18 protein-coding genes are annotated in these 20,767 nt (G+C 36.9%); 16 read left to right on the top strand and 2 right to left on the bottom strand.

Annotated features, from left to right (window positions below):
• Positions 1–6 precede the first annotated feature (6 nt).
• On the bottom strand, positions 7–1,599 hold the full coding sequence (rtcR, locus tag NBG71_RS12285; RefSeq protein ID WP_191901813.1) for an RNA repair transcriptional activator RtcR: 1,593 nt from the start codon (positions 1,597–1,599) through the stop codon (positions 7–9).
• 560 nt (positions 1,600–2,159) lie between these two features.
• Between rtcR and NBG71_RS12290 the strand changes: the two genes are divergently transcribed.
• Complete coding sequence (locus NBG71_RS12290; RefSeq protein WP_250916906.1) at positions 2,160–3,299, top strand: slipin family protein; 1,140 nt, start codon at positions 2,160–2,162, stop codon at positions 3,297–3,299.
• Positions 3,296–4,519 (top strand): RtcB family protein, encoded by a 1,224-nt coding sequence (locus NBG71_RS12295; RefSeq protein ID WP_156733074.1) that lies wholly within the window; start codon positions 3,296–3,298, stop codon positions 4,517–4,519. The genes NBG71_RS12290 and NBG71_RS12295 overlap by 4 nt, the downstream gene beginning before the upstream one ends.
• 435 nt (positions 4,520–4,954) lie before the next feature.
• Here NBG71_RS12295 and mrpI read toward each other — a convergent pair whose 3' ends face one another.
• Positions 4,955–5,515, bottom strand: a complete 561-nt coding sequence (gene mrpI / locus NBG71_RS12300; protein ID WP_075673415.1) for a phase variation DNA invertase MrpI — start codon at positions 5,513–5,515, stop codon at positions 4,955–4,957.
• A gap of 676 nt (positions 5,516–6,191) precedes the next feature.
• Here mrpI and NBG71_RS12305 point away from each other — a divergent pair.
• From NBG71_RS12305 to NBG71_RS12370, 14 genes are all read left to right on the top strand, one after another.
• Positions 6,192–6,731: a fimbrial protein gene (locus NBG71_RS12305; protein ID WP_075673416.1), complete on the top strand. Its 540-nt coding sequence runs from the start codon at positions 6,192–6,194 to the stop codon at positions 6,729–6,731.
• 94 nt (positions 6,732–6,825) lie between these two features.
• A complete protein-coding gene (locus NBG71_RS12310; protein WP_143484144.1) occupies positions 6,826–7,374 on the top strand; it encodes a fimbrial protein in 549 nt (182 codons plus the stop codon).
• A gap of 21 nt (positions 7,375–7,395) precedes the next feature.
• Complete coding sequence (locus NBG71_RS12315; protein ID WP_075673418.1) at positions 7,396–10,011, top strand: outer membrane usher protein; 2,616 nt, start codon at positions 7,396–7,398, stop codon at positions 10,009–10,011.
• A gap of 55 nt (positions 10,012–10,066) precedes the next feature.
• Complete coding sequence (locus tag NBG71_RS12320; RefSeq protein WP_075673419.1) at positions 10,067–10,825, top strand: fimbria/pilus periplasmic chaperone; 759 nt, start codon at positions 10,067–10,069, stop codon at positions 10,823–10,825.
• 13 nt (positions 10,826–10,838) lie between these two features.
• Positions 10,839–11,384, top strand: a complete 546-nt coding sequence (locus tag NBG71_RS12325) for a fimbrial protein (RefSeq protein WP_075673420.1) — start codon at positions 10,839–10,841, stop codon at positions 11,382–11,384.
• Between the two features lie 11 nt (positions 11,385–11,395).
• Positions 11,396–11,881: a fimbrial protein gene (locus NBG71_RS12330; protein WP_075673421.1), complete on the top strand. Its 486-nt coding sequence runs from the start codon at positions 11,396–11,398 to the stop codon at positions 11,879–11,881.
• 10 nt (positions 11,882–11,891) lie between these two features.
• Positions 11,892–12,440: a fimbrial protein gene (locus tag NBG71_RS12335; protein WP_075673422.1), complete on the top strand. Its 549-nt coding sequence runs from the start codon at positions 11,892–11,894 to the stop codon at positions 12,438–12,440.
• A gap of 21 nt (positions 12,441–12,461) precedes the next feature.
• Positions 12,462–13,289, top strand: coding sequence for an MrpH family fimbial adhesin (locus NBG71_RS12340; RefSeq protein ID WP_075673423.1), 828 nt, complete (start codon positions 12,462–12,464; stop codon positions 13,287–13,289).
• A gap of 21 nt (positions 13,290–13,310) precedes the next feature.
• On the top strand, positions 13,311–13,631 hold the full coding sequence (locus NBG71_RS12345) for a helix-turn-helix domain-containing protein (RefSeq protein WP_075673424.1): 321 nt from the start codon (positions 13,311–13,313) through the stop codon (positions 13,629–13,631).
• 1,941 nt (positions 13,632–15,572) lie between these two features.
• Positions 15,573–16,100, top strand: coding sequence for a fimbrial protein (locus NBG71_RS12350; RefSeq protein WP_075674087.1), 528 nt, complete (start codon positions 15,573–15,575; stop codon positions 16,098–16,100).
• An 88-nt stretch (positions 16,101–16,188) separates the two neighbouring features.
• Positions 16,189–16,749 (top strand): fimbrial protein, encoded by a 561-nt coding sequence (locus NBG71_RS12355; protein WP_099659918.1) that lies wholly within the window; start codon positions 16,189–16,191, stop codon positions 16,747–16,749.
• A gap of 20 nt (positions 16,750–16,769) precedes the next feature.
• Positions 16,770–19,391, top strand: coding sequence for an outer membrane usher protein (locus NBG71_RS12360; RefSeq protein ID WP_250916887.1), 2,622 nt, complete (start codon positions 16,770–16,772; stop codon positions 19,389–19,391).
• A 45-nt stretch (positions 19,392–19,436) separates the two neighbouring features.
• Positions 19,437–20,195 (top strand): fimbria/pilus periplasmic chaperone, encoded by a 759-nt coding sequence (locus tag NBG71_RS12365; RefSeq protein WP_075674090.1) that lies wholly within the window; start codon positions 19,437–19,439, stop codon positions 20,193–20,195.
• 11 nt (positions 20,196–20,206) lie between these two features.
• A complete protein-coding gene (locus tag NBG71_RS12370; RefSeq protein WP_075674091.1) occupies positions 20,207–20,764 on the top strand; it encodes a fimbrial protein in 558 nt (185 codons plus the stop codon).
• Positions 20,765–20,767 lie beyond the last annotated feature (3 nt).

Consider the following 20,767-nt stretch of genomic DNA (forward strand, 5'->3'; position numbering starts at 1 on the left):
GAAATATTATTCTCCATGTCGAATTTGTTCCCAACTTAAATCGAATTTCGCAAGATATTTACGTAGGCGATCGGCATCGTTGGGTTGTTTTTTATTTTGTCTTGATACTGCGAAAAGTTTTCTACCGGCTTCTGAGAGCGTTGATGATTGCTGGCACGTTTTGATAACTGTATTGAGTTGGCTAAGATCGAAAAGATCAATATCAGTACTATTAAATAAAGAAGAGGAAGTAACTCCCCAATTTTGTTTTAAACGATTAATTTCTTCATCAACAAGAGGAAGGGTAATACGACCATTTTCGGCAAGTGTTGCCATTCGCGTTATACTAGCACTAAGTTCACGGAAATTACCACGCCATAATGCTTGTTCAGATGTTGCAAATCGAATATAGTGTGATTTCGCATCAGAATTAAAGCGAATTGCCTTTTGATAAAGCTTTGCAAAGTGATGCAATTCATAATCGACGTTAGGCTCAATATCCTCTTTACGATCGGCTAAACCCGGCAGTGAAAAAGACCATAAATTGATCCTCGCATAGAGATCTTCACGAAAAAGCCCTTTTGCGATTTGTTTGTCCATATCTCGATGCGTTCCCGCAATTAGCTGAAAATCGCTTTGAACTTCAATATCGGAGCCATAAGGATAAAAAGATTTCTCTTCTATTGCTTTCAGCAACATTGCTTGTTCATCAAGTCCTAGTTCCGCAATTTCATCAAGAAATAAAATTCCTTTATCGGCCTCCCTTAATAAACCTTGTCTGGCTTGTAATGCGCCTGTAAATGCCCCTTTTACGTGGCCAAATAAAGTAGACATGGCGTTATCACCGCGCAAAGTGGCGCAGTTAACAGCAATAAAACGTCCTTTTACAAAATGACGAGACTGCCGTAATTCATAAATACGCTGAGCAAGAAATGATTTCCCGGCTCCTGTAGGGCCTGTTAATAAAATGGGCGCAACAGAGCGTAATGCCACTCGCTCAATCTGAGCAATTAAAGTATTAAAACGTTCGTTGCGTGTGGCTATTCCTGATTTTAAGAAAGAGAGTGACTCATTATGGTAGTGCTCGAATCGGCTGGTTAGTTTTGTATAACGGCTTAAATCAAGATCAATAACAGAATAACTCCCCGTGGCTGATTGTACTGTTTTGATACCATCTTCATTTTCGATTTTAGAAGAAGGGGAAGTTTGTAATAGTTTTGCAGGTAAGTAGTGCGCTTCAGTCAGTAAAAACCAGCAAATCTGAGCGATGTGAGTACCCGTTGTAATATGGACATAATATTCTTCATTTTCAGTATCAAATGGATAATTCACTGCAAAATCAAGAAAGTGACTGTAAACCTCTTCCAGATCCCAAGGATCACTAATATCAATTTCGTAAGGTAATACTTCTGTATCAGGAGAGACAGTATGAATATCTTCAATGATTTTTGACGCTAATATTGAATCATTGGGTTGATGGATCATGACCAATCGGCTAACGGGGAAATCTTTTTGATGGCAAATAGAAATTGTTGGACGCCATGAGTTCCATCTTTTATGGCTTTTTCCCCGTTTATCTAATGTTGTGCCTAAAACACCAATCACCACTTTGCGTTTCATTAAGTTATCCCTACTTATCTTTTTATCTATATTTATAAATGTGTAGATAAAAAGATAAGTTTTTATTGATTTTAATTCAATGGCTAAATATTTAAAAATTACACTGAAAATCCTTTTGTTAATTAAAACATATAGTTATAAATATTTTTGGTGATATTTAAAAACTTGGCACGATACTCGCAATATTATTAATGTCTTGAGCAGATTTTAAATCTGGTAGGCACATAAAGAACACTCTGTGGTGTTATCTAAATGTGTTCCTCCACATCGGGACTCTGTAGGTGAAGAGGGTTATTTTCAGGTTCGATTCCTGACACCAAAACCATTACAAATCCAAATGTAAAATTAAATATAAAAAATCGTTGTGACAGCAGTATCGTCACCTTGCTTATCCACCAGCAACTACGCTGGATTGAAGGCAGAAGAAGAGACAAACAAAGTATCGTTCCTCTCTTGTTTTCCCTTCGATTTCGCCAAGTTTGTTCGTGGGAAGCAAGTCACGATAAAAATGGTAATAAAAGAAAGCCAATAATAAAGAAGAGAAAAAGGAAGCAATGATGATAAGAACAACAATAAAAGTGAAACAGGGACAACTGGGTTTATTAAAGAAGGACGATGAATATATTGATGTCCTTGCTGTGGGTGAACATAAATTTTTCGATCTTCGCCGTCAATTAAGTGTTGAGCTGGTGGAATTGAACGGCCCTGCAATTGAAAGGGAAAAAGCTGAATTTTTACGCCAATATCATCCAGAATGGGTGAGTGAATATTGTTTTGATATTGTGCTATCTGATGAAGAGATTGGCTTACTTTATGAAAATGGCTCTCTCAAAGAGATCTTATCGCCGAGTACTCGCCGCCTCTATTGGAATTATGCACAGCGCTCAATGGAAGTGTTGTCAGCAAATGAATTGGAAGTTTCGCCAACTTTGGTTAAAAAATTACAGTATCCAAAATTACGTAACCAGACGATAAAAGGCAGTGAAGGTGTATTAAGTGTGGATATTCCGACATGGCATGCTGGCATTATCCGTGTTAATGGTGAAACTCAATCACTATTACCACCTGGATTAAAAGGCTATTGGCGTTATCAGCACAAAGTTGATGTTGAAGTCGTTGATATGCGCTTGCAAACACTCGATGTAAGTGGTCAAGAGATCTTAACAAAAGATAAAGTGACCTTACGCATTAATCTGTCAGCGAATTGGCGTTATTACGATGTGCTTTCTGCGTATCAACTACTGAGTTCACCTCTTGAGTTCTTATATAAAGAGTTGCAGTTTGCGTTACGTGAAGCCGTAGGAACAAGAACATTGGATGAATTATTAGAAAATAAAACACTGATTGACAGTTTAGTGAGTGAAAAAATCAGGGAAGTGACTAAAGGATATGGCATTGAAGTAGCTTCATTAGGGGTAAAAGACATTGTTTTACCGGGTGAAATGAAAACGATTTTAGCGCAGGTGGTTGAGGCTGAAAAATCAGCTCAGGCTAATGTTATACGTCGAAGAGAAGAGACATCCGCGACACGTTCTTTATTAAATACGGCAAAAGTGATGGAAAACAATCCAGTAGCTCTACGATTAAAAGAGCTAGAAACCGTAGAACGTATTGCAGAACGTATTGATAAGATTTCCGTTTATGGTGGTTTAGACCAAGTATTAAACGGGCTAGTACAAATTAAAGGAGCACAGGCATGATATTGGATCATCAAATAGTAAAAGAAGCAGGGACTGCTGAAATCAAAATGTGGACAAATGGTGTACCTGTTGAAGCAGATGCTCTAAAGCAACTTATCAATACCGCCAAGATGCCTTTTATTTTTAAACATATGGCAGTAATGCCCGATGTTCACTTAGGGAAAGGTTCAACAATAGGAAGTGTTATCCCAACAAAAGGTGCGATTATTCCGGCTGCTGTTGGTGTGGATATTGGATGTGGAATGATTGCGGTAAAAACATCATTACACGCAAATGATCTGCCAGATAACTTATTTGCCATAAGAACGGCAATAGAAAGAGCAGTACCTCATGGACGAACAAGTTATCAGTCAGGGAACGATCGGGGTTCATGGAAGAACCCACCTAAACTTGTTGATCAACATTGGCAACAACTTGAAGGGCGTTTTAAGGTTTTAACTGATAAGTATCCGCGTTTACGAAATACGAATAACTATCGTCACCTAGGTACATTAGGAACAGGAAACCACTTTATCGAGTTGTGCCTTGATGAAGCAGATAATGTTTGGGTAATGCTACATAGTGGATCTCGTGGTGTGGGTAATGCTATCGGTACATTATTTATACAAATGGCACAAGAAGACATGAGAGAACATATCGCTAACTTGCCAGACAAAAATTTAGCGTACTTAAAAGAAGGAACGCTTTTCTATGATGACTATATAGAAGCCGTAGAATGGGCACAGGATTTTGCTCGACATAACCGTGAAATTATGATGGAACGTGTGTTGGCGGCATTATCAACAGAAATAACTAAACCTTTTACGACTCAACAACAGGCAGTGAACTGCCACCATAACTATGTGCAAAAAGAAATGCACTTTGGTGAAGAGGTTCTGGTGACTCGAAAAGGGGCTGTTTCTGCTCAAAAAGGTGAAATGGGGATCATTCCGGGTTCAATGGGAGCGAAGAGCTTTATTGTTAGAGGTAAGGGAAATGCCGAAAGTTTCTGTTCATGTAGCCATGGTGCAGGACGCGTAATGAGTCGAACCGCAGCAAAAAAAGCCTTTAGTGTTGAAGACCAAATTCGAGCTACAGCGCATGTGGAATGTCGAAAAGATGAAGATGTGATTGATGAAATTCCAATGGCTTATAAGGATATTGATGCTGTTATGAAGGCTCAGTTATCGCTTGTTGAGGTTGTTCATACACTACGACAGGTTGTTTGTGTAAAAGGATAATGGTGTTTTTTTAAGATAATTCATAACTATCCCCTAACAGTAACGTAGGGGATAGTGAGATATTACAGCGTGTGCATGGAATGCAAATGAATAAAATTTTTAAGAATAGAAATTTTCTTTGAATAAGGTCCTTATTTTCTGATTAAAAATCAAACAAAGAATGTTTAATATTTTTTATAAATAAAGATTGATATTAAACTTACAGTTTTCCAATAAAGATAATCAAAAAAAGAATATCTTTATTAAATTATTCTTTAATTAGAAAACGATTATTAATAAATTATTAATACCAGTAATAGCGATTATTTATTTAATATAAAACATTTCCTAATTTTCTTAATTAGATTGAAATTAACTTTATTCTTATTGAAAAAGTATAGCCTACTCTATTTAGTGTATTAATTCTCAGTAAGTATATTAATTAAAAACCAGATGTTAATTTCTTATATCCCAAATGTGAACAAAGCGTTTTGAATTACTTGCAGTATAGATAACAGTATGTGAAATATTACGATGTCCCAAGTAATCCTGAATTAAGCGCGTATCTCTACCTAAATCGGCCAAAGCATAGCCGCAGGCATGGCGAAGCATATGCGGATGAGGGGCAATGGATACATTAGCTTCCTTACCTAAACGACGAAGTAATCCATAAACTTGTTGACGTGAAATTGGGCCTGTTTTTTGAGATAAAAAGACCCATTCAGAATCCGATTCTCTCCATGTTTCCCGTTTTTTCAACCAGTTAACTAACGCATCATATTCCTCTTCTATAATAGGTTGTGTTGTTGATAAACCTCCTTTTAAGCGCCTGACATAGAGTATCCTACTTTCCAAATCAATATCGCTTAAGGTTAGTCTGCATAGCTCACTAACACGAAATCCATGTAAAAAACACATTAAAAACATACAGTAATCTCTTTCTGGGTACCGTCCTTCTTTTGCTTGCTTCAAAATAGAGTTGATCTCAAAACGTGTAAGAAACTTACGTTGCTTCATTTTCATAACCTTTTCAATGAGATAACAAGGAACAAAAGTCAATTGATACATAACTATAACAAGTAATATGTATCAATAAAGAGTTGTGTTTTTTTTATGCTTGCACTTTTACTTGTTAATTTTAAACAAGTTTATTGAAAGTTTATTTATTTTTAGAAAATGAAAGTGATTGATTGACAAAGCGAAAAATGAATATAGATAGGAATTCGGCCATCTTTAGAGAAATAAACAGAATACACCAAATTGTTTACTATTATTCTCTGGCTTCTCACTTAAGTCAAATTTAATGTTCATCACATATCATCATTTATTTAACATATTGATATTTATCATTATTTCAAAAATCAAATATGATTAGTTACTTTGTTTAAAATCTAGAAATAAATTTTTTTACTTTTTTCACAAATTATAGTAATTGCACTTAGAATTATAAACTCTTTTTCTGATATTTAAAGTTAGATTATCTAAATGTGTTTGATTTCGAGATGAAAATTTTTAACAAAACAATTTGGTGTATTTTGTTTTGTTTCTAACGAGATTTAATTTCGTTTTGGACAGGCATCAGTATACCAAAATTCAAAAACTCAATAATGAGTCATTCAATTAGGAATAATTTAATCCTAATGAATTTATTATTTTTAATGTCTTCGTCCTTTATATTTTAGGAAACAAAAAGATGAAATTAAATAAATTAGCGTTAGTTCTTGGCTTAGGTTTATCTGTTGCTGCGGGTTCTACATTTGCTGCTGATCCAGTAAAAGATCAAGGTCATGGTACAGTTAAATTTGTTGGTTCAATTATTGATGCTCCTTGTTCAATTACTCCAGATACAGAAAATCAAACTGTTCCATTAGGTCAAATTTCTACTGCTGCATTAAAAGATGGTGGCCGTAGTAATTCTCGCGATTTTAAAATTTCTTTAGAGAATTGCACAACAGAAACTTATAAAACTGTTCAAACAACCTTCACTGGTTCAGAAGATGCAGACATCTTAGCTGGTTCTTTAGGTATTGAAGGTATCGCTAAAAATGCTGCTGTTGTTATCACTGATGCGGGTGGTAAACAAATCAAATTAGGTACACCAAGCGCTGCTCAAACATTACGTGATGGTAATAACGATCTGAACTTTGCTGCTTACTTACAAGGTTCTTCTGCAGAAGCTGCTGTTCCTGGTGACTTCACTGCAATCGCAACTTTCGCACTGACTTATCAGTAAGAAAAAATAAGTTCTGTACAGGGATGTACAGGGCTTTTTTCTTGTGTCTATTTTTAACGATTTTTTTCTTACGGAGAAAAATATGAATCGCAAGATGACACCACTATGGCTATGCCTTATTGCCAGCTTACTGACAACAACAGCAGTAGCAAGTGATGTAAAACAAGATAAAAACATGCATCAGCGATTTGGGGCACTTAATCTTTCAGGCTCGATTTTAGAACCATCATGCACGATTGCAGCTGGGAGTGGTGAACAAGTTATTCCACTGACAATGGTTTCTATTCCGATGCTGGTGACTGAAGGGCAAGGACCTATTGAGTATTTTTCTATCAGATTAACGGAATGTACGCTAATTGAACAAAAAGGTCAGGAAGCGGACAACCCTCGTTTTATTGCGACGTTTGAAGGTCCCTCTAACGGGAATGGGAATTTTGCACTTTCTGGTGAGGCGAGAGGTGCGTCATTAGCCATTGCCGATCGTTATGGCAGACGAGCAATCCCTGGGAAGCCATTACCCCCGGTTGGTATTGACTCCAAATCGATGGCGTTACTTTACCAAGCGCGAATAGTCAAAAATAACGATATACCAAAAGCTGGAAATTACCGAACAACGCTGCGATTTAAGCTGGAATACTATTAAATGGATCGGGTTGGATAACTTATGGTTAGAACATTCAAAACCGTTTGTTTAGGGACGGAAAAAAAGAAAAAACAACATACTATTCGGCCTGTTGCTGTACTGATCTATTTAATTCTTACTGGCGCTTCTAGTATTTCAAGTTCAGCTTTAGCAAATAGTGATATTGAATTTAATGCCGATATTTTAGATTTAAAAGATAAGCAAAATATCGACTTATCAGATTTTTCTCGCGCTGGGTATATTATGCCTGGCCGATATGAATTTGTTGTTCGTGTGAATAATAATGAACTCCCAGAACTCTACAACATTAACTATGTTGTGCCAGCCAATGATCCTAAAGGTAGTGAGGCTTGTTTACCGCAAGAATTGGTCAATCAAATAGGGCTCAAACCTGAATGGGTTGAAAAAGTTAAATATCAAGATAATGGAAGTTGTCTTGATATCTCTTCTATTCCAGGTATGACGGTAAGTGCAAGCCTGGGAAATGGCAATCTTATTCTTACTATTCCTCAAGCCTATCTTGAATACTCAGCACCAAACTGGGATCCACCCTCTCGTTGGGATCATGGTATCTCAGGGGTACTTTTCGACTATAACGTCAATGCTAACGTGACAGATCCCGCTAAAGGGAAGCAACGTCAGCAAGTAACTGGCTTAGGAACCGTGGGAGCAAACCTTGGTGTTTGGCGTTTCCGTGCTGATTGGCAAGCGAGTTATCAGCATACAACAGGTATTCCTGATAGCACTGAAAATAGTTGGAAATGGAACCAGCTTTATCTTTATAGAGCGATCACGCAATTAGGGGCTCGCCTTGTAATGGGGGAGACTTACTCACGCTCTGACATTTTCGATAACTTCCGTTTTACCGGGGTTAATTTGTCTACGGATGACAATATGCTACCACCTAACTTAAGAGGATATGCCCCTGAAGTAACGGGAGTAGCAAAAACGAATGCGAAAGTAACGATTAGCCAGCAAGGTCGTGTGATCTATGAAACTCAGGTTGCTCCCGGGCCGTTTCGTATTCAAGACATCAATGATGCAGTGAGTGGTAAATTAGATGTACGTGTTGAAGAGCAAGATGGATCTGTTCAAGAATTCCAAATGGATACGGCAAGTATTCCTTATTTAACACGTCCGGGTCGAGTGCAATATAAATTATCTGCGGGTAAACCGTCGGATATGAACCGTAATACCGAAGGCCCTATTTTTGGTATGGGGGAATTTTCATGGGGGATCAGCAACGGTTGGTCACTTTATGGTGGTTCATTAATATCGGGTGATTATAACTCTGTTTCTGCTGGTATTGGTCGTGATCTGATGGTGCTAGGTGCTATCTCTTTCGATGCGACGCATTCTTGGGCCAAAATTCCAAGTGATAATAAGCGTTATCACGGTGGTTCCTATCGCCTAAGTTACTCAAAACGATTTGAACAAATCAATAGCCAAGTGACATTCGCAGGTTATCGATTCTCCGAACGTGACTTTATGAGTATGAATCAATATTTAGATCGTCGTTATCATGGTGGTGAAGAAGATAACAATAAAGAGCTTTATACCATTATGTTTAGTAAGCAGTTCCCTGAATGGGGATTAAGCGCTTACTTAAACTACAGTCATCAAACCTATTGGAATAAACCTAATAACGATAACTACAACCTGTCGTTAGCTAAAACGATGGATATTGGTAGCTTTAAAAATATCAATCTCAGTCTGTCGGCGTTTCGCAATAAATTTAATGGTAACAATGATAATGGCATTTATATGAATGTCAGTATGCCTTGGAGCGATCGCGCGACCATTAGCTACAACACTGTGATTAATAAACACGGTAATTCACATAATGTCAGTTATTACGATCGTATTGATAACAATAGTAGTTATCGTGTTGGGGCAGGTTTAAGTAGTAACGGTAAGCCATCTGCAGATGCTTACCTCATGCATTATGCTGATGCAGCATTGATCACTGCCAGTGCGAGTCATATTAATGACGAATACACATCAGCTACATTATCTCTACAAGGTGGGGCTACATTAACACCAAAAGGTGGTGCATTACACCGCACAAGTCGTACTGGTAGTACTCGTTTACTAATTGATACAGATGGTGTTTCTAATATACCAGTAAAAAGCATTGGCGCGATTACGCACACCAATGCTTTTGGTAAAGCAGTACTACCTGATATCAACGATTATTATCGCAGTAGTGCCAGTATCGACCTTGATAAGATGCCAGATAATGCTGAAGCATTACGCTCAATTCAACAATTAACACTAACAGAAGGTGCAATTGGCTACCGTCACTTTGATGTGGTTTCGGGACAAAAAGCCATGGCTGTCATTCGCTTACAAGACGGAACTTATCCCCCATTTGGTGCCAGTGTCACAACTGAGAAAGGGCGTGAACTCGGTATTGTCAATGATGGTGGGAATGTCTATCTGACGGGGATTAATAGTGATGATGTATTGAGTGTGCGTTGGAATGGTCAAGAGCAGTGTAAAGTTCGTATTCCAACATTAGTTGAAGGATTATTTATGTCTTCTTTATTACTGACTTGTAGTGATGGAGACGCAACACCTTCGACAATCAATCAAAGAACAGAGCCCTTACCTAAACCTCAACTGATTACACAATAAGGTTAGGAAAGAAGGGAAAGATAAAAATAATTTCAGACAAAAAGAGTAATTCAAAATGATGTTATCAAAGCGCTTATTCATTGTAACAACCACTTTATTGACTGGAATGGTCTTTACTAGTCAAGCCCTTGCTGCGATTGCTTTAGATAGAACGCGTGTCATTTTTAATGGTGCAGATAAATCTATTAGCTTAAATGTCAGCAATCAAAACAAAGAGCTCCCTTACTTGGCTCAGGGCTGGATGGAAAATGAAAATGGAGAACGTATTGACAGCCCATTATTAGTTTTACCTCCAATTCAGCGTATTGAGCCGGGTGATAAAAGCCAAGTAAAGGTGCAGTCATTGCCGGATATTGCCAAGTTACCACAAGATAGAGAAAGCGTTTTCTATTTTAACTTGCGTGAAATTCCACCTCGTAGTGATAAACCTAATGTATTGCAAATTGCATTACAAACACGAATTAAGTTGTTTTATCGCCCAGCATCAATCTATGCCACACAAACGGATCTCACTCATCCTTGGCAGGAAAAAATTACCTTAATAAAGAAAGGTGATCGTTATGAAGTGAATAATCCAACACCTTATTACGTGACATTAGTGGATGGCCTAACAGGGTTACAAGGAAAAAGTCTTGATGGCTTTGAGCCACTGATGATAGCGCCTAAAAGTACAGGAACGATAAATCTGCCTACTTCGGCGTTTGGCGCATCACCTGTACTTAGCTATATCAATGATTACGGCGGACGTCCTCAGATGAAGTTCACCTGTAATGGCAATGAATGCAAAGTCGCAGAAACATCAGCAGGAAAATAAATAGGTCTATTTTATGAAAATGGAACAGCGGTTTAGCCCAAGCAAAGCAGTGTTGATTCTTATTTTGGCAACGTTTACTGGAGGCCTAAGTTTTACTGCTGTTGCGAATTCATCCGCGAGAGCGGTGAAAGCCGTTATTCCTGGAATTGTTTATATCAATATTTCAGGAAATGTCATTGCACCACCACCTTGCCTCATTAATGACGGCAAAATGATCGAAGTTAATTTTGGTGAGGTGATGAGTACGCGTATTGATGGCGTTCGCTATAAAGAGCCTATCCACTACACCGCGACTTGCCAAAAAATGCCAACTAATGCCATGAAAGTCTATGTTACGGGTAGCGCAACAGGATTCGATTCAAATGCGTTACAAACAAATATTACAGGATTAGGGGTACGTATTCTGTATAAGGGGAGCTTATTAGATTTAGGTAAGGCGGTGAATTTTACCTATCCCAACTTACCTGAATTAGAAGCCATTCCTGTTCGTGATCAGAATGAAGCCTTAGTGGGTGGTGATTTTGTCGCAAGTGGCACACTGCATGTGGATTATCAGTAAGGGGTCAGAAGATGAATAAATTAAAGTACATATGTCTGATTGCATTACTGAATTCTTATTCTGCCATAAGTGCAGACGCACCTAATATGAAATTGTTTGGCACTTTATTAGTGCCACCACCTTGTGTCATCAGTAACAACGAACTGATTGATGTCTATTTTGGGCACAACGTAGGTATTCATAAAGTAGATGGCATTAACTACACCGAATCCGTGAATTATCGATTGGTCTGTGATCCAAATTTAAAAGGTTGGGATTTAGGGCTTTCTATTATTGGTCCTAAAACTCAGTTTGATGAAGCTGCGCTACAAACCAATATTCCAGATTTAGGTATTCATCTCACGCAAGATGGTAAGCCTTTTAAATTGAACGAGCGTATTGCGATATCACCCGATAATCCACCTGTGATCCAAGCAGTACCTGTTAAAAGACCGGGTAGCACTTTGCCTGAAGGTGCATTTGAAGTTTCAGCAACATTGCTTGCTGAATACCAATAGGAGCGTATTGATGAATATAGCAAGATTATCGATCCCGTTCGTATTGAGTCTGGCCACATTTATGGGATTAACATCAACCGCTCTCTCTGCACCAGACAATATGCGTTTTCACGGCATATTAGTTGACGAGCCTTGCACCATAAAGCCCGGAGACGAAACTGTTGAGTTAGATTTTGGCAATATTCCGGACAAAAACCTTTATGCGTATCAAAGAACACCAAGCAAGTTGTTTCAAATACGCTTGTCTGAATGTGACTTAACGATTGGTAAAAGCGTCAAAATCACCTTTAAAGGTGATGAAAATCAAGCCATGGCAGGACAAGGTTTTTTAGCAATAAGCCCAAGCAGTCAAGCCGCGGGTATTGCTGTTGGACTGGAATCTGAAAATGGAAATGCGCTACCTGTTAATAAAGAAACAGACAAAATGTCATTAAGTGCGGATGACACAATTTTAAATTTTTATGCCTTTATTCAAGGGGAGCCGGATGCGATTGCTAACCAGTCCATTAAACGCGGCCCATTTAGTGCAATAGCCACATTTCATTTGAATTATGACTAATTATTAGGGTTGAGGTTTTTTATGTCCATATTAAAGCGATTTCCGGCTTTATGTATTGCAATCGGTTTGCTGTTTTCGGCACCTGCGATGGCATCCATCTTTTCTTATATAACCGAATCAACTGGAACACCAGCAAATGCAACCTATACCTATGTTATTCAACGCTGGGATCCTGAAGATCCTTACACCCCAAATCCTTGTTATGGTTGGAGTAAATGCTGGATAACCATTAACCATAAACATGATGCTAATGGTTCTCCAGGATCTGCGGTAAGAAGTATTGTCCGTGTTGAAAAAGAGCGTTATTTAGCTGGCGTTCGTGATGCGGTAATGCGAATGGAAAGTTTTCCAATACAAGGCACTGCTCGACATGTTGGTGATCCACTTACCTCAAACCAAGAATGTGTCGGGTTATTTTATGAATCTAAGGAAGGAGGTTGGTCTCCAAATGGGCGTTTATTACCAGGATCACTATGTGGTATTGCGCCACCACCAGTAGGTGCCTGCAAAATAACAGAAGGCGCTGTAAACCTAAATTATGGCGATATTGATGAAGTGAGTTTAGAAAATGCAACACGTGCTCAAAATATTAATGTCACTTGTAACTTGGCAATGAAAGTTCTAGTTATCGCATCAGGCTCAGACAGTGGCCGAGTACCACTGCGACCTGATAATAGTCTTTATGCCGATTTGTTTCTTGATAATTATCCTGGTGAAAAAGGTACTGTAATTGATGTTCCTGCAAATGGAACCATACCTGTAGAGGTTAAATCAGTTTTACATACCAATGGTCGCGTTGCACCGGGCTATTTCTCTGGTTCAGGTTCAATTATTTTAACGATGCCTTAATCATGATAATGGGTGAATATTATGATGAATTACGATTTTACAGATATTGATGTTAATGCGTTAGTTGGCAAAAGAATTCAGAAAAAACGTAAAGAATTAGGTTACACCGGTATGCAAATTGCTGAAAAAATTGGTGTTAGCCAACAGCAATTTTCTCGTTATGAGCGAGGAATGAATAAAATAGACCTCAGTTATCTCGTTTTGTTGGCTAATTTTTTAAATACGCCTATTTATTGGTTTTTTGAAGACTGCTTTACCACGAAATCTTCATCTGAAAGTCTGCGTATCGATAAACGAAGTAACATCATGGCTGAAACCATGCCTGACGTTTTTTTGTATTAATGCATATCGCGAAAGGATACTTTAACTTGGTGTTTTAGAGCGTATGCTTTTTCTTTGATTGATTACCAAATTGGTAAGGCAGGGGAAACCCTGCCCTTTTTTTATGCTAAAAAGTACTAAATACGGTTAGTCAAATTTGAGTTATTGATCGTGCTATCTGTAAAAAAGGAAGGTATTGATAATCAATTTTTACTCTTTTATAAGAGATGAAAATTAGCCATAAAAGTAAAACTGTCATTTTATGACGATAATAATTATCTAAGACACGCATTTTGCTAAAAATGTATGTTAAGAATACTCTTAAAGAGAGTGTTTTAAAAAAAGTGCATTTCTATTAGGTTAAACATGTCTTTTTTTATTACATCATGAAAAAGATAAATAAAGCTAACTTAATTCATTAAATAAAGACCTTCTAATAATGATATTCTTATTAAGAGGTGGTTGGTCGAATAATTAAATAATATTAATGAAATTCTCTATTTTTATTTAAATTCTTAACTTGTTATTATTTAATCGATAAAAGATTATTTCTAATATATACCTTAAAACTTACTTATTTTGATTAATTAACTCATTCAAAAATGAGTTAAATTTATTCAGATAATATAAAACTATTCCTGATTTATCGTAAAGATAAAAAACTCCAATATTCTTATTGAAAAAGATTTGATGATTAAAAAACAAGTAATAACGACTAATATATATACGCACTAAATGAGTAGTGTTAAATATATATATATTAAATGTAAATAAAATGTATTTAATGGTGTTTCTTTTTGGATAAAAACATGTGGATTCTATGGGAAGGCAATAATATGAATAAGCTAATAATGAAATTAGTAGCAATACGTAAAATAGTCAATAATCTAATAAATAAATAATTTAAATGTTTGAGCTAGCTCTTAATAAATACATTAAAATTTTTACCCAAAAAAGGAGTAACCATTCTCAATCAAATGATTAAATTTCTGGTTTTTTTTGAAGAAAAAATAGGCATTACACGAATTTCTTTTTTGAATTATCAGTTAGTTAACATATGGAAGTGTTCTTAATCAAAAAATGCAAATTGTACAAAAAACTCACTTTCTGACCTTAATTTCCTAAGTGTAAATACTCACATCCAAGTGTTAAATTATTATCAAAACACTCTATTCTCGATTATATTATTTGTATAATTAATTATAAATCAATGCTTTATAATGTTTTTACTCTTTTTGTATTGTTTATTATAAATATCCGTAATTATAAAAGGATGTAATTATTAATTTATATATAAAATACAATGTCTTATCTATTATTGAGACTGATAGTTCAATATTTAATTCAATTTAAGATTATCATTATAAGATTATTATTAGTGTGATTTCTGCCCGAGAGTAAATAATGATAATAAATCAATTAACAAATTCATTATTTTGATCTTCTGGTAAATCAATGCATTAGGCTTGATTTGTTTCAATATGTAAAATTTAGGTTATGTAAGGTTAAAGTAAGTAAATAATAAAATGTTATTTAATTGACAAATACTCTTATTCATAAAAAGATAATCAGATCTTTTAACTTTAAATTTTGAAATGTCAGTATTTAAATCTCATATATCTCTTTTTAAGAGTAATTTATTGGTTTTAAATTCCATTCGGGGCGTTTTCGAAAAGTAATATTTTGTATGAAAATGTAAAAAATACACTTAATATCAGTAAATTAATAAAAATGAATTTAATAAAGTTGGGGTGGTTTGACTTAATAAGAATCGAAGAGAATAATATATCCAACTTGATATGTTTCCTTTATCTAATTTCATTATTAAATATGAAATTGATTAGGCGAAATTTATCAAAATATAGAAACTCTATTTAGTATGACATTCATTTAAGCAGTTTGCTTATATTGAATTTTATTATTTTAAATATCTTCGTTCTTATATTTTCAGGAAACATAAAGATGAAATTAAATAAATTAGGTTTAGTTTTAGGTTTAGGCTTAACTGTTGCTGCTGGTTCTGCATTCGCGGCTGATCAAGGTCATGGTACTGTAGAATTTTGGGGTTCAATCATTGATGCTCCATGTTCAATTGATCCTAACTCTGGTGACCAACGTGTTCCATTAGGACAAGTTTCAGCAAATGCTCTGAAAGATGGTGGTCGTAGCGTTTCTAACACTTTCAAAATCAAATTACTGCAATGCTCTACTGAAACTTATAAAACAGTTCAAACTACTTTCACTGGTGCTGAAGCAGCAGCTATCCTGCCTGGCTCTTTAGGTATTGAAGGTTTAGCGAAAAATGCAGCAGTTGTTATTACTGATGCAGGTGGTACACAAATTAAATTAGGTGAACCAACAAAAGCTCAAACTATTCGTGATGGTTCAAATGATCTGAACTTTGCTGCTTACTTAAAAGGTTCTGCAACAGATGCAGCTGTACCAGGTGACTTTACTGCGATCGCTACTTTCGCATTAACTTACCAATAATAGATGTTCTTTTAAGCCCTGTATAAGGATGTATAGGGCTTCATTCCAGCATTATTTTTTTATGGTTTATTTTATGGAGTAGAGCGCAATGAATCGCAAAATGGTGCCACTATTATTACTTGTTGCGACAGGATTATTAGTTAAACCTGTAATGGCAGTGACCGACATAAAACAAGATGTAAAATCACATCAGCGATTCGGCGTGGTTAGTTTACAAGGTTCTATTTTAGAACCAACATGTACTATCTCAGCAGGAAGCCGAGAGCAAGTTATTTCTTTAAGTACCGTGTCTATTCCAACCTTAGCTGTCGAAGGCCAAGGACCTATTGAATATTTCTCTATTCGATTAACAGAATGTTCTCTTGTTGACCAAAAAGGTATGCAAGCTGAGCGTCCTCGTTTTATTGCTACTTTTGAAGGCCCCGCACAGAACGGATTATTCCAACTTTTTGGTGACGCGAAAGGTGTTTCGTTAGCTATTGCTGACCGTTATGGAAGATTGGCAATACCAGGGAAACCTCTACCTCCTGTGGATATTGATACAAAATCGTTGTCTTTGCTATATCAAGCAAGGCTCGTCAAAAATAACGAAATTCCACGAGCAGGTAATTACCAAGCAACCCTGCGTTTTAAACTCGAATATTATTAAATGGATTGGTTGGATTATTTATGGCTAAATCATTCAAAACTGCTTCACGAAAAGCAGAAAAAAAGAGTAATCAGCATACTATTCGACCTGTTGCGGCACTGATCTATTTAATTATTGCTGGTATGGCAAGTGCTTCTAATGTGGTGTTTGCTACTAGTGATATCGAGTTTAACTCTGATATTCTTGATCTTAAAGATAAACAAAATATTGATTTATCTGACTTCTCTCGTGCTGGCTATATTATGCCAGGAAGATATGAGTTCATTGTTAAAGTTAATAATAATGAATTACCTGATCTCTATACTATTAATTATATTGTTCCCGAAAATGATCCTAAAGCGAGTATTCCTTGTATTCCTCGTGATTTGGTCAATCAATTTACGCTGAAACCTGAGTGGATTAAAGCGGTGACTTGGAAGGATGGCGACGCGTGTCTTGATGAGTCTTCATTACCAGGTATGACAACAAGCACTAACTTAGGTGCGGGTAGCTTTATTGTCACCATTCCTCAAGCTTATGTTGAGTATTCAACTGAAGACTGGGATCCACCTTCTCGTTGGGATGAGGGTATTTCAGGTCTTATTTTTGACTATAACGTCAATGCTAACGTCAATGATCCTGCAAACGGTAAGCAAACACAACAAGTAACGGGGAGCGGTACTGCGGGTGCAAACTTAGGTGTTTGGCGTTTTCGTGCTGATTGGCAAGCAAGCTATCAACATACAACAGGCGTTAACAGTAGTTCAGAAAATGATTGGGATTGGAGCCAATATTATCTTTATAGAGCAATCACTCAATTGGGCGCTCGCCTTGTTATGGGTGAAACTTACTCACGCTCTGATGTTTTTGATAATTTCCGTTTTACAGGTATCAGTTTACTGACTGATGACCAGATGTTACCACCCAACTTACGCGGTTATGCTCCTGAAGTAACGGGTGTGGCAAAATCTAATGCAAAAGTAACCATTAGTCAGCAAGGCCGAGTGATCTATGAAACTCAGGTCGCGCCAGGTCCATTCCGTATTCAAAATCTTAATGATGCAGTGAGTGGTAAGCTTGATATTCGAGTAGAAGAGCAAGATGGCTCAGTACAAGAATATCAAATGGATACCGCAAGTATTCCTTACTTAACACGACCTGGTCGAGTGCAATATAAATTATCAGCGGGTAAACCTTCTGATATGGACCATAAAACGGAAGGACCTGTTTTTGCAATGGGTGAGTTTTCATGGGGGATAACAAATGGTTGGTCTCTCTATGGTGGTTCATTAGTTGCAGGCGACTATAATTCTGTTTCTTTAGGTATTGGTCGAGATTTGATGGCATTAGGTGCAATTTCTTTTGATGCCACCCATTCATGGGCAAAAATTCCTAATGATGGTAAGAACTATCATGGTGGTTCTTATCGGGTCAGCTACTCTAAACGTTTTGAAGCAATTAATGGTCAGGTAACTTTCGCCGGTTATCGCTTCTCTGAACGTGACTTTATGAGTATGGAGCAGTATTTAGATCGTCGTTATCGCGATAACAATCGTGATAATAATAAAGAGCTTTATACCGTCACATTAAGTAAGCAATTCCCTGATTGGGGAATGAGTGCCTATCTTAACTATAACCACCAAACTTATTGGAATAAGCCTAATAACGATTATTACAACTTATCATTATCTAAATTTATGGATATTGGTAGGTTCAAAAATATTAACTTTAACTTATCAGCGTATCGCAACAAATTTAACGGCACTAATGATGATGGTGTTTATCTGAATGTCAGTATGCCGTGGAGTGATAAAGCGACAATTAGCTATAACACTGTGATTAATAAACACGGTAATTCACATAACGTAAGTTATTTCGACCGCCTTGATGACAATAATAACTATCGTTTAGGTGCCGGTTTAAGTAGCCGTGGTCGTCCTTCAGCTGACGCCTATTATACCCGTTATGGTGATACTGCATTAGTCACTGCAAGTGCAAGCCATATTCAAGGTGAAAATACATCTGCATCACTTTCATTCCAAGGTGGCGCAACGTTGACACCAAAAGGTGGCGCATTCCACCGTACGGCAATGCCAGGCGCGGCGCGCCTATTAGTTGATACTAATGGTGTTTCTGGAGTACCAGTGAGAAGTTTAGGAGCGGTAAGCTACACCAATGCCTTTGGTAAAGCGGTGCTTCCAGATATTAATAACTATTATCGTAACAGTGCAACAATCGATTTAGATAAATTACCTGATGATGTCGATGCGGTACGTTCAATACAACAATTAACCCTAACTGAAGGGGCTATTGGTTACCGTGAATTTGACGTTATTGCAGGGCAAAAAGCGATGGCAATTGTACGTTTGAAAGACGGTACTTATCCACCATTTGGAGCAAGCATTACCACTACGAAAGGGCGTGAATTGGGGATCGTGAATGATAGCGGTAATGTTTATCTTAGTGGAATAAATTCAGGTGATATTTTAGACGTACGTTGGAGTGGTAAAAAACAGTGCACAGTACAAGTCCCTAAATTAGATGAAGGTTATTTTATTTCTTCACTATTATTAACTTGTGGAGCCACTCCATCAACATCTTCTCCAGCAGAAGAGAGAACCGAATCACCATTTCAACCACAGCTTGTTAAAACAGAAGGTTGAGAAGGGAAAAATTAAACGATTTTATAAACAAAAGAGTAATTAAAGATGATGTTATTAAAGCGCTCATTCATTGTAGCAACCACATTATTAACTGGCATGGTATTCACTCAACAAGCCATTGCTGCGATTGCATTGGATAGAACTCGTGTCATTTTTAATGGAGCTGATAAATCTGTCAGCCTGAATGTTAGTAATCAAAATAAAGATCTCCCTTATTTAGCACAAGGTTGGATGGAAGATATCAATGGGCAAAAAGTGGAAAGTCCATTAATCGTTCTGCCACCTATTCAGCGAATTGAACCAGGTGATAAAAGCCAAATAAAAATACAAGGCTTACCTGATGTCGCTAAATTACCTCAAGATAGAGAAAGTGTGTTCTATTTTAACTTACGTGAAATTCCACCACGTAGCGATAAACCGAATGTTTTACAAATTGCTTTACAAACGCGTATTAAACTCTTTTATCGTCCAGCAGCTATTTATGCAACGCAGACAGATTTAACAAATCCTTGGCAGGAAAAAATTACCTTAACAAAAAAAGGTGATACCTATCAGGTAAATAATCCAACACCTTATTTTGTGACCATTGTTGATGGATTAACAGGATTGAAAGGTGAGAGCTTAGCCGGATTTACGCCATTAATGATAGATCCAAAAAGTAGTGCGGATCTTAATTTAAAAGCTTCTGCATTTGGTGCCTCACCAGTATTAAGTTACATCAACGATTACGGTGGACGTCCTCGTTTAAAATTTAGCTGTAGTGGTAACGACTGTAAGGTTGTAGAAACTGCAGTAGGAAATTAATAGGTTTATTTATGGATATGGAACAGCGGTTAAACACAAGCAAAGCAGTGTTGATTTTATTAATGACAGCATTTACTGGTGTCCTGAGTTCAGCTGCTGTTGCAAATACATCATCAAGTATGTTCGCACCTAAAGCGACGACAGTTTCACCGGGTATGGTTCCTGTTAATATTACCGGTTATGTTATCGCTCCTCCACCTTGTGTTATTAATAATGGGCAGATGGTTGAGGTCGATTTTGGTGAAGTAATGAGCACGCGTATTGATGGTGCTAACTATAAACGTCCCATTAATTATAAAGTTGAATGTAAAAAAATGCCGACTAATGCGATGAAAATCTCGGTTGTTGGTGGTGGTGCTGGATTTGATAGTAATGCGCTAAAAACAAATATTACTGGGTTGGGCGTCCGTATACTCTATCAAAATAAATTGTTGCGATTAGGACAAACTGTAAACTTTACTTATCCGAATATACCGGTTCTTGAGGCAATCCCCGTTCGCGATTATTCAGCAACATTAAGCGGTGGTGATTTTTCGGCAATCGCGACACTTCGCATTGAATATCAGTAAGGA

Source organism: Proteus sp. FZP2095 (genome assembly GCF_023701425.1).
GTDB lineage: Bacteria > Pseudomonadota > Gammaproteobacteria > Enterobacterales > Enterobacteriaceae > Proteus > Proteus cibarius.

Bases quoted from the DNA above. Each gene is read 5' to 3' on its own strand.
- rtcR (WP_191901813.1), bottom strand. From the start codon at position 1,599: ATGAAACGCAAAGTGGTGATTGGTGTTTTAGGCACAACATTAGATAAA.
- NBG71_RS12295 (WP_156733074.1), top strand. From the start codon at position 3,296: ATGATATTGGATCATCAAATAGTAAAAGAAGCAGGGACTGCTGAAATC.
- mrpI (WP_075673415.1), bottom strand. From the start codon at position 5,515: ATGAAGCAACGTAAGTTTCTTACACGTTTTGAGATCAACTCTATTTTG.
- NBG71_RS12305 (WP_075673416.1), top strand. From the start codon at position 6,192: ATGAAATTAAATAAATTAGCGTTAGTTCTTGGCTTAGGTTTATCTGTT.
- NBG71_RS12310 (WP_143484144.1), top strand. From the start codon at position 6,826: ATGACACCACTATGGCTATGCCTTATTGCCAGCTTACTGACAACAACA.
- NBG71_RS12315 (WP_075673418.1), top strand. From the start codon at position 7,396: ATGGTTAGAACATTCAAAACCGTTTGTTTAGGGACGGAAAAAAAGAAA.
- NBG71_RS12320 (WP_075673419.1), top strand. From the start codon at position 10,067: ATGATGTTATCAAAGCGCTTATTCATTGTAACAACCACTTTATTGACT.
- NBG71_RS12325 (WP_075673420.1), top strand. From the start codon at position 10,839: ATGAAAATGGAACAGCGGTTTAGCCCAAGCAAAGCAGTGTTGATTCTT.
- NBG71_RS12330 (WP_075673421.1), top strand. From the start codon at position 11,396: ATGAATAAATTAAAGTACATATGTCTGATTGCATTACTGAATTCTTAT.
- NBG71_RS12335 (WP_075673422.1), top strand. From the start codon at position 11,892: ATGAATATAGCAAGATTATCGATCCCGTTCGTATTGAGTCTGGCCACA.
- NBG71_RS12340 (WP_075673423.1), top strand. From the start codon at position 12,462: ATGTCCATATTAAAGCGATTTCCGGCTTTATGTATTGCAATCGGTTTG.
- NBG71_RS12345 (WP_075673424.1), top strand. From the start codon at position 13,311: ATGATGAATTACGATTTTACAGATATTGATGTTAATGCGTTAGTTGGC.
- NBG71_RS12350 (WP_075674087.1), top strand. From the start codon at position 15,573: ATGAAATTAAATAAATTAGGTTTAGTTTTAGGTTTAGGCTTAACTGTT.
- NBG71_RS12355 (WP_099659918.1), top strand. From the start codon at position 16,189: ATGAATCGCAAAATGGTGCCACTATTATTACTTGTTGCGACAGGATTA.
- NBG71_RS12360 (WP_250916887.1), top strand. From the start codon at position 16,770: ATGGCTAAATCATTCAAAACTGCTTCACGAAAAGCAGAAAAAAAGAGT.
- NBG71_RS12365 (WP_075674090.1), top strand. From the start codon at position 19,437: ATGATGTTATTAAAGCGCTCATTCATTGTAGCAACCACATTATTAACT.
- NBG71_RS12370 (WP_075674091.1), top strand. From the start codon at position 20,207: ATGGATATGGAACAGCGGTTAAACACAAGCAAAGCAGTGTTGATTTTA.